Source organism: Chitinophaga pollutisoli (assembly GCF_038396755.1).
Classification (GTDB): Bacteria; Bacteroidota; Bacteroidia; order Chitinophagales; family Chitinophagaceae; genus Chitinophaga; species Chitinophaga pollutisoli.
In genome coordinates this window covers 5,176,554-5,190,108 of record NZ_CP149822.1, presented here as the reverse complement: position 1 = coordinate 5,190,108, position 13,555 = coordinate 5,176,554, and the positions used below count along the sequence as shown (strand labels likewise).

The 13,555-nt window shown below is 56.2% G+C and carries 15 protein-coding genes; 1 reads left to right on the top strand and 14 read right to left on the bottom strand.

Annotated features, from left to right (window positions below; genetic code table 11):
- Nucleotides 1–19: 19 nt before the first annotated feature.
- The 9 genes from WJU16_RS22120 to WJU16_RS22080 form a co-directional block, all read right to left on the bottom strand.
- On the bottom strand, nucleotides 20–865 hold the full coding sequence (locus WJU16_RS22120) for a hydroxymethylglutaryl-CoA lyase (protein ID WP_341835577.1): 846 nt from the start codon (nucleotides 863–865) through the stop codon (nucleotides 20–22).
- A 32-nt stretch (nucleotides 866–897) separates the two neighbouring features.
- Complete coding sequence (gene rlmB, locus WJU16_RS22115; RefSeq protein WP_341835576.1) at nucleotides 898–1,671, bottom strand: 23S rRNA (guanosine(2251)-2'-O)-methyltransferase RlmB; 774 nt, start codon at nucleotides 1,669–1,671, stop codon at nucleotides 898–900.
- 18 nt (nucleotides 1,672–1,689) lie between these two features.
- The gene (locus tag WJU16_RS22110) at nucleotides 1,690–2,247 is read right to left on the bottom strand and encodes an NUDIX hydrolase (RefSeq protein ID WP_341835575.1); all 558 of its coding nucleotides are present in this window, start codon (nucleotides 2,245–2,247) and stop codon (nucleotides 1,690–1,692) included.
- 82 nt (nucleotides 2,248–2,329) lie between these two features.
- A complete protein-coding gene (locus WJU16_RS22105; protein ID WP_341835574.1) occupies nucleotides 2,330–2,770 on the bottom strand; it encodes a GNAT family N-acetyltransferase in 441 nt (146 codons plus the stop codon).
- The gene (locus tag WJU16_RS22100) at nucleotides 2,757–3,692 is read right to left on the bottom strand and encodes a GNAT family N-acetyltransferase (RefSeq protein ID WP_341835573.1); all 936 of its coding nucleotides are present in this window, start codon (nucleotides 3,690–3,692) and stop codon (nucleotides 2,757–2,759) included. Before WJU16_RS22100 ends, WJU16_RS22105 begins: the two co-directional genes overlap by 14 nt.
- Nucleotides 3,676–4,590 carry an EamA family transporter gene (locus tag WJU16_RS22095; protein WP_341835572.1) on the bottom strand — a complete coding sequence of 305 codons (915 nt, stop codon included), beginning with the start codon at nucleotides 4,588–4,590 and terminating at the stop codon, nucleotides 3,676–3,678. The genes WJU16_RS22100 and WJU16_RS22095 overlap by 17 nt, the downstream gene beginning before the upstream one ends.
- Nucleotides 4,591–4,672: 82 nt before the next feature.
- Nucleotides 4,673–6,100 (bottom strand): pyridoxal-dependent decarboxylase, encoded by a 1,428-nt coding sequence (locus WJU16_RS22090; RefSeq protein WP_341835571.1) that lies wholly within the window; start codon nucleotides 6,098–6,100, stop codon nucleotides 4,673–4,675.
- Between the two features lie 188 nt (nucleotides 6,101–6,288).
- Entirely contained in the window at nucleotides 6,289–6,759 is a 471-nt protein-coding gene (locus WJU16_RS22085) for a methylated-DNA--[protein]-cysteine S-methyltransferase (RefSeq protein WP_341835570.1), read from the bottom strand.
- Nucleotides 6,756–7,226, bottom strand: coding sequence for a DinB family protein (locus tag WJU16_RS22080; RefSeq protein WP_341835569.1), 471 nt, complete (start codon nucleotides 7,224–7,226; stop codon nucleotides 6,756–6,758). The genes WJU16_RS22085 and WJU16_RS22080 overlap by 4 nt, the downstream gene beginning before the upstream one ends.
- An 89-nt stretch (nucleotides 7,227–7,315) precedes the next feature.
- On the opposite strand from WJU16_RS22080, the gene WJU16_RS22075 reads away from it, so the two are divergent.
- Nucleotides 7,316–8,728: a PLP-dependent aminotransferase family protein gene (locus WJU16_RS22075; RefSeq protein WP_341835568.1), complete on the top strand. Its 1,413-nt coding sequence runs from the start codon at nucleotides 7,316–7,318 to the stop codon at nucleotides 8,726–8,728.
- 59 nt (nucleotides 8,729–8,787) lie between these two features.
- Here the strand turns inward: WJU16_RS22075 and WJU16_RS22070 are convergent, their stop codons facing one another.
- The 5 genes from WJU16_RS22070 to WJU16_RS22050 are packed head-to-tail and all read right to left on the bottom strand — an operon-like array spanning nucleotide 8,788 to nucleotide 13,554.
- Nucleotides 8,788–9,903, bottom strand: coding sequence for an ABC transporter permease (locus WJU16_RS22070; RefSeq protein ID WP_341835567.1), 1,116 nt, complete (start codon nucleotides 9,901–9,903; stop codon nucleotides 8,788–8,790).
- Nucleotides 9,903–11,009, bottom strand: coding sequence for an ABC transporter permease (locus WJU16_RS22065; protein WP_341835566.1), 1,107 nt, complete (start codon nucleotides 11,007–11,009; stop codon nucleotides 9,903–9,905). Before WJU16_RS22065 ends, WJU16_RS22070 begins: the two co-directional genes overlap by 1 nt.
- 3 nt (nucleotides 11,010–11,012) lie before the next feature.
- Nucleotides 11,013–11,744, bottom strand: a complete 732-nt coding sequence (locus tag WJU16_RS22060) for an ABC transporter ATP-binding protein (RefSeq protein WP_341835565.1) — start codon at nucleotides 11,742–11,744, stop codon at nucleotides 11,013–11,015.
- The gene (locus WJU16_RS22055; protein WP_341835564.1) at nucleotides 11,741–12,652 is read right to left on the bottom strand and encodes an ABC transporter ATP-binding protein; all 912 of its coding nucleotides are present in this window, start codon (nucleotides 12,650–12,652) and stop codon (nucleotides 11,741–11,743) included. Before WJU16_RS22055 ends, WJU16_RS22060 begins: the two co-directional genes overlap by 4 nt.
- Before the next feature lie 5 nt (nucleotides 12,653–12,657).
- On the bottom strand, nucleotides 12,658–13,554 hold the full coding sequence (locus WJU16_RS22050; protein ID WP_341835563.1) for an HlyD family efflux transporter periplasmic adaptor subunit: 897 nt from the start codon (nucleotides 13,552–13,554) through the stop codon (nucleotides 12,658–12,660).
- Between the last annotated feature and the right edge of the window lies 1 nt (nucleotide 13,555).

Below are 13,555 nucleotides of genomic sequence, written 5' to 3'. Positions count from 1 at the left end.
AAAGTATCAAAAAATAAGGCTAATGACGGAACACCCGATCTGACAGCACCATCGCCTCTCCAAATGCGTTCGCATCCAGCCCCGACGCGATTCCCCGTGATGCGCAGAAACGCAACAGGTTTTCGGTCGCGATGTTGCCCACGAGATCATCTTGCGCCATCGGGCAGCCACCGATTCCGCGGATGGCACTATCGAACCGCCGGCAACCGTTATCCCAGGCCGCCGCGATCTTTTCTTCCCAGGCCTGCGGCGTGGAATGAAAATGCGCGCCGAACTCCACCTGCGGGTACGCCGGCACCAGCGCGGAAAACAGCGCCGCGATGCCCGCAGGCTCCGCTACACCCACCGTATCGGCCAGCGAAATAATGGGTATATGCATGCCCGCGAAGCGGTCCGCCCATTCGAGCGCTACTTCCGGGCTATACGGATCGCCGTACGGATTACCAAAACCCATGGAAATATAGATGACCAGCTGCTTCCCGTTCTTGATGCACAGCTCCTGGATGGCCGTAACCTGCTCCAGCGCTTCGGGAATGGTTTTATTGGTATTGCGGATCTGGAATGTTTCGGAGATGGAAAATGGAAACCCCAGGTATTGTATCCGCTCATGCAACACCGCTTCCTCCGCCCCGCGGACGTTCGCCACGATCGCCAGCAGCTTTGTGCCCGAAGGCTCCAGCCCCGCCAGCACCTCCGCCGTATCCGCCATCTGGGGAATGGCTTTGGCGGAAACGAAACTGCCAAAGTCGAGGGTATCGAAACCCACGCGCAGCAAAGCATTGAGATATTCCATCTTTTCAGTTGCGGGAATCATGCGCGACCAGCCCTGCATGGCGTCGCGGGAGCATTCGATGAATTTCAGCATACGCTAAAATAACGAATTCTCTGATCCGGACATCAGGGTTCCAACCGTTGCTTCATGGCTTCATACAGGATTATCCCCGCGGCGACAGATACGTTGAACGACTCGAAATTATTCTGCATCGGGATATGAAACTGCTGGTCGGCCGCTTTGAGCAGGGCCGGGTACACGCCTTTATCCTCCGATCCCATAATTACCGCCACCGGTTCGCGCCAGGGAAGGTCCTGGAGCTTTTGCGGCGCTTCCATTTCGCTGGCGACGATTTTGATGCCGTTGAGATGCAGCTCGTCGATGGCTTTGAGCAGGCTGTTCACCCTGCAGATGGAAATGCGTTCTAGCGCACCCGCGGAGGATTTCAGCGCTTCCTCATTGAGGGCGGCAATGCCCCTGTCGGGAATGATGATGGCCTGGGCGCCGCAACAAACAGCGCTACGGGCGATAGCGCCGATATTGCGCACGTCGGTGATTCCGTCGAGGATGAGGAAAAGCGGTGTTTCGCCTTTTTCGACTACGTGGGAGATGACATCCTGCAGGTCGAGGTAGGAAACGGCGGCCGCGACGGCCACCACGCCCTGGTGGTTTGCCTGTGTGAGGCTATTGAGTTTTTCCACCGGCACGTAGTTGATGGGGATACGCAGCTCGGTGGCCTGGTTGCGGATTTGCGGAATGATATCGCCGGAGGCGGTTTTGAGCATATAGATACGCTCAATGGCCTTTCCGTTCTTCATGGCTTCCAGCAGGGGCTGGCGGCCGATGATGAGGGAAGACTGTTTCGGCTTGGGAGCCTGTGGTTTGAATCGGTGGTTCATCGGCGCAAAGATACGGGATCAAAGCTCCCCTTCCAGCATCATGAGCCTGATCTTTTGGATGGCGGCCACGGAAAGGGAGTCCGTGATCTCGAAATCCCGCACCATCCGGTAGGCTTCCGGGAAGGGAACCCGCTTAACGATCAGCTGTTCCGTCTCCTCCGGTTCGGCCTCACCCTGTTCCAGATCCTGCGCCAGGTATACGATACCGGCTTCGTCGGACACGGAATTGGACAGGTGCATTCTGACAATGGGCCTCCAGCTTCCTGCCCTGAGCCCTGTTTCTTCCAGCAGTTCGCGTATGGCTGATTCCAGGGGATCGCCGCGGAGCGGGCCGCCGCCTTCGCAGATCTCCCAGCTCCAGGCCTCCAGGGGCACGCGGTATTGCCCTACCAGCCAGATGTGTTGCTCCTCGTCCATCGCCACCACCCCGATCGCCAGGTTCTTGAAGTGCACAATGCCGTAGAGGCCTGGGTTGCCGGAGGGGTTCATTCCCCGCCGCTCCGTTACCCGGATCCAGGGGTTTTCGTAAGGGACACTGGCGGATTCGAAGCGCCAGGGGTTTTGATGCTGTTCCATCCCCCAAAGAAAAACATTTATCCCTAAACGAAAAAAGCGGGCAGAAGCCCGCTTTGGTACATCGTTTCTAGTTAACTGTATTCTATAAGGAGAGGTAGTAATATCCAAATGCTTCATCCAGCTCCCAGCCTGTACTTTCATACAAGGCGCGGGCCTTCTTGTTGTCAAAATGCGTCTGGAGCATCAGGTACCGGCTCCCGGTATCCTGCCCCAGCTCCCGCGCCCTGGCCAGCAATGCCCTTGCCGCGCCCCGCTGGCGGGCATCCGGCGTCACGAACAGGTCGTTCAGTATCCAGGCCCGCTTCATGCCGATGGAGGAAAAAACGGGGTACAACTGGGTAAATCCCAGCACCCGGCCTTCATCTTCAGCCAGGAAAATAACACTGTCGTTCCGCTCCAGGCGTTCGGAAAGAAACGCATACGCCCCTGGGACGTCGGGTGTTTGTTCATAATGTTGCCGGTAGGCGTCAAACAATTCGGCGAGCGCGGCCAGCCGGTCTGCCGTGGCTTTAATAATTTGCATGTACGGGGAATATTTGTTGGAGGTGATGTTGATGGTGACGAAGATAGTCGTTCGCCCAGAACGCAAGCGTAGCCGGCGCATTTGTACCTATGACGAGGGTGTTGCCCAGCGCTTCCGCGGGAATCAGGGGCAGCAGTTTCACAATGTGCAGGTTCACAGATTTCCATATCTGCACCAGTTCGTGCCAGTCGTCCCGGCCGTATTGCCGTGCCTCTACCCAGAAGTCCTGGTCGTAGCCGGGCGTTTCCAGCAGCGCGTTTTGCTGCGCGCGGATGAAGCGGGGATAATTGTTGAGGGCGGAATCGGTCAAATGTCCGAGGATTTCCTTCCGGCTCCATTTATCGGCAGCGGGCCGCGCAGCGGCTTCCTCACCGGAGAATTGCAGCAGGCGAACTTCCGTTTGCAGCACCAGTTCCTTCAGTTCTCGTGCCAGTGCCGCCAGCGGCGGTTGTTGCAGGGGTAATGCCATTTTGATGTCGCAGCGTTCATATTCCACTTCCCCCACCGGCACCTCTTCAAATCCCAGTTTATGGTACATGTTGATGGCCGGCGCCAGCTTGCGGCTGGAATACAATACCATCTTCGCGAAACCCTTTTCCGCCGCTCTTTCCACGATCGCCTTGCCCAGCGCCCAGCCCAGCTTGCGGCCCTGGAAGTTTTCGTCCACGGCCATTTTCGTCATTTCCACCGTATCGTCCGATTCCGGCCGGTAGGCGACTGTACCTACGATTTGGTTACTGATGGCTACGAAGATGATATCGCCGCCGGTAGCAATAATATGCTCATACGGATGCTCCAGCACGGCATAATCCACGGGTTCAAGCTTAAAGAATTTGCTGATCCAGGCCTTGTTAAGCCTTTCAAAATGCGGCTGGTAATCAGGATGCCAGCCCAGGATGCGGATATCATTTGCTGTGTTCATAACTTTTTTGCTTGTTGAATGCCTTGTTGACGATGAAAACGCCCAGGAGCGTCACCATGCACGACAATCCCATCAGCCAGTTCAGCTTCTCCTGAAGGATCAGCCAACCCAGTATCACCGCTACGATGGGGTTGATATAAGCGTATACGGACACCAGCGAGGGCGGCAGGTTGTTCAATGCGAATACATATGCGGAATAACTTAACAAAGATCCGATAAAAATGAGATACAGCAGGCTTCCCCATAATTCCCCCGTGAACGACGAAAAGTGCAGGTGTTGCCCCATGAGGCCCGCGATCACGAGCATCACCACCCCGCTGAACAGCATCTGGAACCCCGCGCCGTACAGGTAATTGATCCCCAACGCCCATTTGGCCGTGAGCACCGATCCCAGCGCCCAGAACACGCAGGCCAGGGTAATCAGCATCACCCCGAAACGGTATTCTTCGTTCATCAACTGCGCAAGGTTATCGTAAAAAATCCCCCCAATCCCCAGGAGCCCGATCAGCATACCCGCTATCAGCTGCCAGGTAATTTTCGTTTTCTGGACGAGGAAAAAACTGAAAATCGTGATCCAGATGGGTACCGTAGCGGCGATGATGGCGCCCAACCCGCTCGGGATGTACTGCATCGCCCAGGTCATGAGCCCGTTGCTGCCGCAAAGCATGATTGTTCCGATCACGAAGAGCCTCGACAATACCGGCACTTGCGGCAGTTTATACCCCCGCAGCAGGAAAAACGCGACGAGAATGATCCCCGCGCCCGTTTGCCGCAAGCCCGCCAGCATCATGCCGTGCATGTGCTGCACGCCGATCCGGGCGGCGAGGTAAGTGGTTCCCCAGAAAATACTTACGATGATCAACGCCACGTAAGCGTTGGTATGGTTCCGCTGTTGCATATTCATCAGGTTAATATAGGAGGATGATTAGCAAGCGATGGGTAGAAACCCATCGCCAATAATACTAATATCAACCTCTAAATCAATTATTTGCAGAAATGGCCGATAATCCCCGGATCGACGCGGCCACCGATTCCAGTTCCGCGAACGCCAGATCCGTGTCTTTATCCGTAGTGCGCCAGTTCACCAGGGCCGCGCGCATTGCCGGCAGTCCGGCGTATTGCGTGGGAGTGACATACACCACGCCCCGCTTGACAAGCGCCTGTAAAAAGACATGGATCTGATCAGCCAACTTACTTTCCTCCATGTTGAATGTAAAGCAGGCCACGCACATCTTCACCGGCGCCAACAGGCGGAAGTGCCCGCTCTTTTCGAGGGCTTCGCCGAGGCGCTGCGCTTGTTTCACGTTTTGCTCCACCACATCCCGGTACCCTTCCGCACCATATGCGCGAAGCGAAAACCAGGCGGGCAATGCCCGGAGGCGGCGCGAGTTTTCAGGGGCGTAGTTGATGTAATTGAAGTTTTGCGCCGGGTCCCCCAGGTAAGCTGCTCCCGCATTCTGGAAAACCTCCAGTTGCAGCTTCGGATGGCGGCTGAACAGCATTGCGCAGTCGTATGGCACGTTGAGCCACTTATGCGCGTCGATCGTAATGCTGTCGGCCTGCTCCCAGCCGTTCAGCCAGTGCCGGAACCGGGGACTTACGGCCGCGAAGCCTCCGAAAGCCGCGTCTACATGCAGCCAGAACGGATGTTTATGTTTGAGCGCCGCGATGGCGGCGATGTCGTCGAAATCAACGGTATTGACCGTTCCCGCCGAAGCCACGTAAATGAAAGGCGTCCCGGGATTGCCGGCGATCCACCGTTCCAGCGCCTTCACATCCACCGCTTCGCGCCCCGGTAAAGTGGGCAGGAGCACGAGGCTGTTACGGCCCAGGCCCAGCATCGACAAGGCTTTCGCTACACTGGAATGCGGCGTGGCGGCGAGTACTTTCACGTTGTGCAAGGCGCCGGCCCCCTGCTCCGCCACATTCACACCTTGCTGCTGGCCCAGCCATTGCCGCGCAGCCGCCAGTCCTGTGAAGTTCGACATGGTTGCGCCGGTTACAAACACGCCTTCAAAGGCGTCCGGTAGGGAGAAAAGCTGGCGCAGGAGCTGGAGGGTTTCCTTTTCCAGAGCGAATGCCAGGGAAGATTTATCCGCGGCGTTCATGTCTATGGCGGAAGACAGCCAGTCGCCCGTAAGGGCCGCCGGCGTTACGCCTCCGGTGACGAATCCGAAATATCTGGGGCCAGCGGAAGCGGTCAGGTAAGATCCGAAGCGGTTGTCGAACAGCTCCAGCGCCGCCGAGCCGCCCATCCCCTTTTCGGGAAGACCCGCCGACGGTATCTCCGGCACTTCCATGCTCACGGGCAACTCGTTCATGCGGCGGAGGAATTCGCCGGCGTAGGCTGCCGTCTGCTCCAAAAGTTCGTCGAACCGGGATAGATCCTCGCGGAAAATTGCGTTCATATGCGGGCGTGTTAACGTTACTGAAATGACAGGTCAAAATTCCAGATTCTCCCGGAAATAAAACAGATGCAGTTTTGTAAATTTTAACCAGATCAGATGGCAGGATCAAAAAGGAAAGTCCGTGACGAATGGTGTTCGTCAACCGGGGTGGAATAATTACGTAAGTGGTTACTTAAAGAAAGTTATTATCAAAAGAGGCGCCCGCCTTTTTCCAGTTCGAGGAGGAATTGTTTGCGCCAGAGGCCGCCGGCGTAGCCGGTGAGCTCGCCGTTGACGCCGATAACCCGGTGGCAGGGCACGATGATAGCGATATCGTTTTTACCGTTAGCGGTGCCTGCGGCGCGGATGCTTTTCACGTTACCGAGGCGTTTGGCCAGGGCCAGGTAGGTAATGGTTTCGCCATAGGGTATGGTGAGCAGGTTTTGCCAGACCTGTTGCCGGAAAGGCGTCCCTTCCTGTTGCAGGGGTAAATCGAATTGGCGGAGCTGCCTTTTGAAATAGGCGTCCAGTTGGGCGGCGCATTCCTTCAACAGGACCGGGACACCGCTTTCCTGTTCAACGTTTGCATCCGCGTCCAGAAAAGCTACCCGGGAAATGAAGTCGCCGGTACCGCGGATCTCGATGCGCCCGGCGGGAGATTCCATATACAACAGGCTCATTTCCCGAAGTTTAGGAGTTTGAAGATGGTAAATAGGTGATGCGATTCATGCAAAACGAACATCTCGATCAACTGGTGCACGTTCAGTGAGCCGTAGACGGCGTGCCGCCCTTTCCGTTTGAAATCACTTTCTTTCAGGCCGTCCACATACCGGATAAACGCTTCACGGTCGTGCCGGTACTGGGCCAGCAGCTCGCGGTTGGTGAGGTTGCGGTAAGCGGCGAAAGTTTCATCTTCCTGCCAGGCATATGGTTCGAACAGCGGGGTTTCCTCATCGGCCACGCGTTGGAGGCGGCGCTGGAAGATGGGTTGGAACACGGCCAGGTGCGCGATGTTATCAAGGGCCGACCATTTACCGGGGTGGACTTCCTGCCGGAGGATTTCATCCGAGACCGGGCCGGTCATCTCCCCCAGGGATAAATATTGTGTGCGCAAACGTAATTCCAGGCTGAAAGGCAGGTGATGCATGGGTAAACGGTTTATGATGGGAAGTTAGGATTTTTTATTTGGAACAGATTCCATTTTCGTAATTTCGACCATATCAGAAACCGCTAAACATGGAACATCTGTATCTCCAGGTGGCCGATCGTATCCAGGCCATGATCGAAAAAGAAGTGATCCGTATCGGTGACAAGCTACCGTCTGTCCGTTCGCTCAGCAAGGAGCAGGGCATCAGCATGAGCACCGTTTTCCAGGCGTATTACCACCTGGAAGGGAAAGGTTTGATCGAACCGCGCCCCAAATCGGGGTATTACGTGTGTTTCTCCCCGCGCAGGCTGCCGGAATTGCCCAGTGCCACGCGGCCGGTGAAAAAGGCGACGGAAGTGAATGTGAGCGAGATGATCACGGAGGTGTTCTCGCACCACGGGCCGGATCTGCTGCGGTTTTCGACGGCTTCCCCGTCCGAGCAGCTCCTCCCCTCCGCCAAGCTGGCCAAGAGCATGATCCAGGCGCTGCGGGAAACGAACGGCGGGCTCAGTTACGAAGACCTCCAAGGCAACTTATGCCTCCGCCGCCAGATCGCGCGGATGAGCATCCAGTGGGGCGGCAGCATTACGGAACACGACGTGGTGACCACCACCGGGTGTATGGACGCCCTCACGCTATGCCTTTCCGCCACCACCCAACCCGGCGACGTCATCGCCCTGGAAAGCCCCGCTTACAGCGGCACTTTCCAGCTCGCCGAAAGCCTCGGCCTCAAGGTGCTCGAAGTGCCTACCGATCCCATCTGTGGCGTGGATCTTGAGTATCTCGACAAAGCCATTCCAAAATTCAAAATCAAAGCCTGCGTTTTCGTCACCAATTTTTCCAACCCCATCGGCTCCACCATGCCGGACAAAAACAAACGGGAACTGGTGCGCCTCGTCAATAAGTACGACATCCCGCTGATCGAAGATGATATCTACGCCGATTTGTATTTCGGCAAGCTCCGCCCCAGCAGCTGCAAGCAATACGACCGCAACGGAAATGTGCTGCTCTGCAATTCCTTCAGCAAATCCCTCGCGCCGGGGTACCGCGTGGGCTGGACCGTTCCCGGCAAATACAAAAGCCGCGTCCTCCGCCTCAAACTCAACCATACCATTTCGAGCGCCACGCTCCCGCAGGCCGCTATCGGGCATTTCCTGGAAAACGGCCGCTATGAGCACCACATGCGCAACCTCCGCAAAATGCTCCACACGCAATGCCTCCGCTACCAGCAGGCCATCGCCGACTATTTCCCGGAAGATACCTGCGTAACGCGCCCACAGGGCGGATATGTCCTCTGGCTGGAACTGAACGAAAATATCAATACCATCGAATTATACGAACAAGCTCTCCGCCGCAAGATCAACTTCGCCCCGGGCCGCATCTTCACACTGCAGGACCGATATTACAATTGCATGCGCATCAGCTACTCCAACCCCTGGAGCAAAACGGTGGACGACGGACTGAAAACACTCGGCAAACTGGCCCACCAGCTGCTCAAATAAAAAGCCGGAGCGCGAAGCCCCGGCCGTCTGTTACCTACAACTGTTACACTGTTAAACATTTATACGGTTTTACGGTAGTTCCAGATCGCCACGGCATTAACCGCCACCGCGAAAAGCAGCATAATACCCAGGTATACTTTTATATCCGCCCAGCCGCTCCCCTTCAGCATTACCATCCGCATCACTTTCACGAAATAAGCCACGGGATTGAACTGCGTGATGCGCTGCGCCCATTCCGGCATGCTTTCTATCGGCGTGAACAAGCCGCTCATCAGGATGCAGATGATCAGGAAAAACCAGGTTATGAACATCGCCTGCTGCTGCGTTTCCGTAAAGGTGGATATCAGCAGGCCCAGGCCCAGCATCACCATCAGGTATACCGCCGCAAAGAGGAAAATCCAGCCCAGGTTCCCGGCGAAAGGCAGGTCGAACACCAGTTTGCCGACCGTGAGGCCAAATGCCAGCTCGAACAGCGCGATGATCCAGAAGGGAAGTAGTTTGCCGATGATGAACTGGTATTTGCGGATCGGCGTGACGTTGAGCTGCTCAATCGTTCCCGCTTCTTTTTCCTTCACGATATTCATCCCCGACAAAAACGCCCCGATCAGCGTCACCAGTATCACGAGTATCCCCGGGACCATAAACCACTTGTAATTCAGCCCGGGATTGAACCAGTACCGGAAGCACATATCGAAATGCGAAGGCGCATCGTCTTCATCCATCGCCATCCATTCCAGCCGGATACGGCGGTTGAAATCCCCGATGATGCTTTGCGCATAACCTGCTGCCAGCCCCGCTTTGCTGCCGTTAATGGCATTCACCAGCAATTGTACCGCGGCATCGCCATTGCGCACCAGGTCGCGTTCGAAATGTTGCGGGATGGCGAGAATGAGATCAGCTTTATTGGAAGCCAGATCGTCGAACGCCTGGTCGCTGGTGGTTTGTGCATGCAGCCGGAAGTAGCCGGAAGAAAGGATTTTCCCTTTCAACTGCTGGCTCCAGTTGCCGCCGTCGTGGTCTACGATGTCGATCGAGAGGTCGCGGATTTCGTAGTTGGTGGCGAAGGCAAGGACCAACAATTGCACCACGGGCACCACGAAAATGATGGGCAGCATCGATTTATTGCGGAAAATCTGCAAAAACTCTTTCTGCAATATGAAAAAAATGGTCCGCATCAGCTTAAACGGGTTTTGAATTTACGGAGGCTCACCGCCAGGAAAAACACCGTCATACCCGCCAGCACGCCCATCGGCAGGGCAATGTGGCGCAAATCGCTTCCTTTCAGCATGATATCCTTCAAAATAATGATAAACCACTTTGCCGGAAAGATGTTCGACAGGATCTGCAGCGGCACCGGCATGCTTTCGATCGGGTACACGAAACCGCTGAGGAGGATCGTGGGGAGCAGCAACCCCATCATCGAAATCATCATGGCCGTTTGCTGCGAATTCGTGACGCTCGAGATGAGGATGCCCAGCGAAAGGGCCGTGAGGCAAAACAATCCACAGGCGCCCAGCAGCAGCCATAAACTCCCCTTCAACGGCATCCCAAAAATCCCCGCGCCCAGCACAAGAATGATGATGGCAATCACGAACGACAGCAGCACATATGGCACCACCTTTCCCGCGATAACCAACACCGGCCTGAGCGGAGAGACCAGCAGGATTTCCATCGTGCCCAGTTCCTTTTCCCGGGTGATAGTGATGGACGTCATCATGGCGCACACCAGCATGAGGATCAGCGTCATTACGCCCGGTACGAAGAGGAAAACGCTCTTCAATGCCGGATTGAACACCATCCGCACTTCCGGGCTGATCGTCAGCGGCAGGTTTCGCACTCCCGTTTTCTCCTGCTGGTATTGCAAAATGATCGCGTTGATGTAATTAATGAGCGTGGAGGATGTGTTGGGGTCAGACGCATCGGCCAGCAACTGCACGGAAGCTTTCCTTTCCCGCACGAAATCCCGCGCGAAGTTGGCGGGGATAACCACCACCATCCGGATATCGCCCTTGCGGAAGGCCGGCATGATGTCTTTTTCGCTGCGGAGGTTTTCGGTGAGATCGAAGTATGCAGAAGCTGTGATCTTGCGGATGAGCCCCTGGCTCAGCGCGTCTTTCGACTGGTCCAGCACCGCGATGCGGGCGTGGCGGATCTCGTTGGTGATGGCGAACCCAAACAGCACGATCAGCACCACCGGCATGCCGAACAGGATGATCAGCGTGCGCCGGTCCCGGAATATGTGAAAACACTCTTTTTTGACGAATTCGAAAAACTGTTTCATGATTCAGGATTTAGCCCTGGCGAGCTGTAGGAAAACATCGTTCATCGAGGCGGCGCCGAATTGTTGCTTCAGCGCGGCGGGCGTGTCCAGCGCCCGTATCTTTCCGTCCACCATGATCGAAATGCGGTTGCAATATTCCGCTTCGTCCATGTAGTGCGTGGTCACGAAAATGGTAACGCCTCTGCTGGCGGATTCGTAGATCAGGTCCCAGAAATGGCGGCGGGTGATGGGGTCGACCCCGCCGGTGGGCTCGTCGAGGAACACGATGGTGGGATCGTGGATAACAGCGATGGAGAAAGATAATTTCTGCTTCCAGCCCAGCGGCAGCGCGCTTACGAGTTTATCCGCCTCGTCTTCCATCCGGAGTTTCTCCAGCAGGCCGGCGGTTTTTTCACGGATCTGGGAGTTGCTGAGGCCGTAGATCCCTGCGTAAAAGCGGATATTCTCTTTCACGGTGAGGTCTTCGTACAGCGAAAACTTCTGGCTCATATATCCGATGCGCTGTTTGATTTTCTCCGTTTGGGTGTAGATATCGAACCCAGCCACGCGGGCCTCGCCGCTGCTGGGCTTTAACAGCCCGCAGAGCATGCGCATGGCGGTGGTTTTGCCGGCCCCGTTGGCGCCGAGGAACCCGAAAATCTCTCCGGGCGCCACCTCGAAAGTGATGGCGTTGGTGGCGATGAAATCCCCGAAACGCTTGGTGAGCGCGTTGGTGGTGATGGCAGGTTGCGTCATGATGTTTCGGTTTGCGCCTGCATGAGGGCCATGAAAACGTCTTCTATGCCTGCCTGGGCAGGTTTATAGGTGATATCGGGGTGATGGGCCTGCAGGTCGATTTTCACGGATGCGGGATCTGTGGTCAGCACTACGTGCAGGTATTCCCCGAAAGCGAAACAGGAGGTCACACCGGGATGGGCGCGCAGGTCGCGGATAAGGCGGAAGGTGTTTGCCGCGCGGAAGGCCCAGATTTTCGTCTGGAAATTGTCCACGATATGCTGTGGCTTATCGATTTGCATAAAGGCGCCGTGCTGGATGAGGGCAACGCGGTCGCAGAGGGTGGCTTCGTCCATGTACGGAGTGGAAACGAGGATGGGCATTCCTTTTTCCCGGAGCCTTTGCAGCATTTCCCAGAATTCCTTGCGCGACACGGGGTCTACGCCGGTGGTGGGCTCGTCGAGGAACAGTACGGCGGGCCGGTGCACGAGGGCGCAGCTCAGTGCCAGTTTCTGCTTCATCCCGCCGGAAAGCTTGCCGGCCTGGCGGTCTTTAAACGGCGCGATCTGCTCGTAAATATCGCGGATCATGTCGTAATTGGCTTTCACCGTCGTGTTGAAAATGGTGGCGAAGAAATGGAGGTTCTCCTCCACTGTAAGATCCTGGTACAAGGAGAATTTCCCCGGCATGTATCCCACCTGACGGCGGATGGCCCGGTAATCTTTCACCACATCCATTCCGTTGACGAAAGTATTTCCCTTATCCGCGAGTACCAGTGTGGTCAGGATGCGGAACAGCGTGCTTTTGCCGGCGCCGTCGGGCCCGATGAGGCCGAACAATTCGCCTGGCTCCACGGCGAAGCTGATATCGCGCAGCGCCTGCACGTTTCCGTATGATTTGCTGATATTATTTACAACGATCGGTTGCATATGGATTATTTGGCGATCCGCATTTCTCCCGGCATTCCGATCTTGAGGCTGCCGTCGTTTTCCACGCGCACTTTCAGCGCATATACCTGGCGCACGCGCTCCTCCCGCGTTTGCACGGTCTTGGGTGTAAATTCCGCTTCCGCCGAAATCCAGCTCACCGTCCCTTTAATCTGCCGGATGGTGCCATCCGGCTGGTCGATACCCACGTTCACCTGTTGCCCCGTTTTCACGGACGCCAGCTGGTTGCCGTCGATATAAGCCCGGAGATACATAGTGCGAAGATTGGCGAGCTTGTAGAGCGGTTTCCCGTAATTCACCACTTCTCCCGCTTCCACGTATTTCACCAGCACCGTACCGTTGACGGGATTTACGACGCGCGTTTGCGCGAGCTGGTCTTTCAACTGCTCCACCTGGAATTCCAGCGGCTGCGTTTCGGTACTGAGGCCGGAAACCTGGGTATTGAGGCTGGAAGCGGTGGACGTGTACTGCTTTTCGAGCAGGGCGATGGCACCGTTGATGTCGTCGAGCTGCTTGGGCGTGGCGGCATTCGCTTTCAGCAGGTTTTCGATGCGCGCTTTTTCTTTTTGCTGCGTGGCGATTTGCTGGCGGATAACGGCCAGCTGCGGGCTCACTTCCGGCACACGGCTCTTTACCGCCTTGATATTGGCGCCCAGCTGGGCTTTGCGCAGGTGCAGCTGGGTGGAATCGATCCCTCCCACCACGGAATTTTCCGTCAGCACCTGCCCTTCTTCCACATCGAAACGGAGGAGGCGGCCGGTGGCTTCGGCGGAAACGATCACCTCCGTGGATTCAAAATTGCCGTAGGCGTCTGCGATATCGTCGCCCGAAGCGCAGGCGGCGAGGAATGCCAGCGAAAAAGCGGCTGCGAATGATGTTTTCATG

Bases quoted from the DNA above. Each gene is read 5' to 3' on its own strand.
- WJU16_RS22120 (WP_341835577.1), bottom strand. From the start codon at position 865: ATGCTGAAATTCATCGAATGCTCCCGCGACGCCATGCAGGGCTGGTCG.
- rlmB (WP_341835576.1), bottom strand. From the start codon at position 1,671: ATGAACCACCGATTCAAACCACAGGCTCCCAAGCCGAAACAGTCTTCC.
- WJU16_RS22110 (WP_341835575.1), bottom strand. From the start codon at position 2,247: ATGGAACAGCATCAAAACCCCTGGCGCTTCGAATCCGCCAGTGTCCCT.
- WJU16_RS22105 (WP_341835574.1), bottom strand. From the start codon at position 2,770: ATGCAAATTATTAAAGCCACGGCAGACCGGCTGGCCGCGCTCGCCGAA.
- WJU16_RS22100 (WP_341835573.1), bottom strand. From the start codon at position 3,692: ATGAACACAGCAAATGATATCCGCATCCTGGGCTGGCATCCTGATTAC.
- WJU16_RS22095 (WP_341835572.1), bottom strand. From the start codon at position 4,590: ATGCAACAGCGGAACCATACCAACGCTTACGTGGCGTTGATCATCGTA.
- WJU16_RS22090 (WP_341835571.1), bottom strand. From the start codon at position 6,100: ATGAACGCAATTTTCCGCGAGGATCTATCCCGGTTCGACGAACTTTTG.
- WJU16_RS22085 (WP_341835570.1), bottom strand. From the start codon at position 6,759: ATGAGCCTGTTGTATATGGAATCTCCCGCCGGGCGCATCGAGATCCGC.
- WJU16_RS22080 (WP_341835569.1), bottom strand. From the start codon at position 7,226: ATGCATCACCTGCCTTTCAGCCTGGAATTACGTTTGCGCACACAATAT.
- WJU16_RS22075 (WP_341835568.1), top strand. From the start codon at position 7,316: ATGGAACATCTGTATCTCCAGGTGGCCGATCGTATCCAGGCCATGATC.
- WJU16_RS22070 (WP_341835567.1), bottom strand. From the start codon at position 9,903: ATGCGGACCATTTTTTTCATATTGCAGAAAGAGTTTTTGCAGATTTTC.
- WJU16_RS22065 (WP_341835566.1), bottom strand. From the start codon at position 11,009: ATGAAACAGTTTTTCGAATTCGTCAAAAAAGAGTGTTTTCACATATTC.
- WJU16_RS22060 (WP_341835565.1), bottom strand. From the start codon at position 11,744: ATGACGCAACCTGCCATCACCACCAACGCGCTCACCAAGCGTTTCGGG.
- WJU16_RS22055 (WP_341835564.1), bottom strand. From the start codon at position 12,652: ATGCAACCGATCGTTGTAAATAATATCAGCAAATCATACGGAAACGTG.
- WJU16_RS22050 (WP_341835563.1), bottom strand. From the start codon at position 13,554: ATGAAAACATCATTCGCAGCCGCTTTTTCGCTGGCATTCCTCGCCGCC.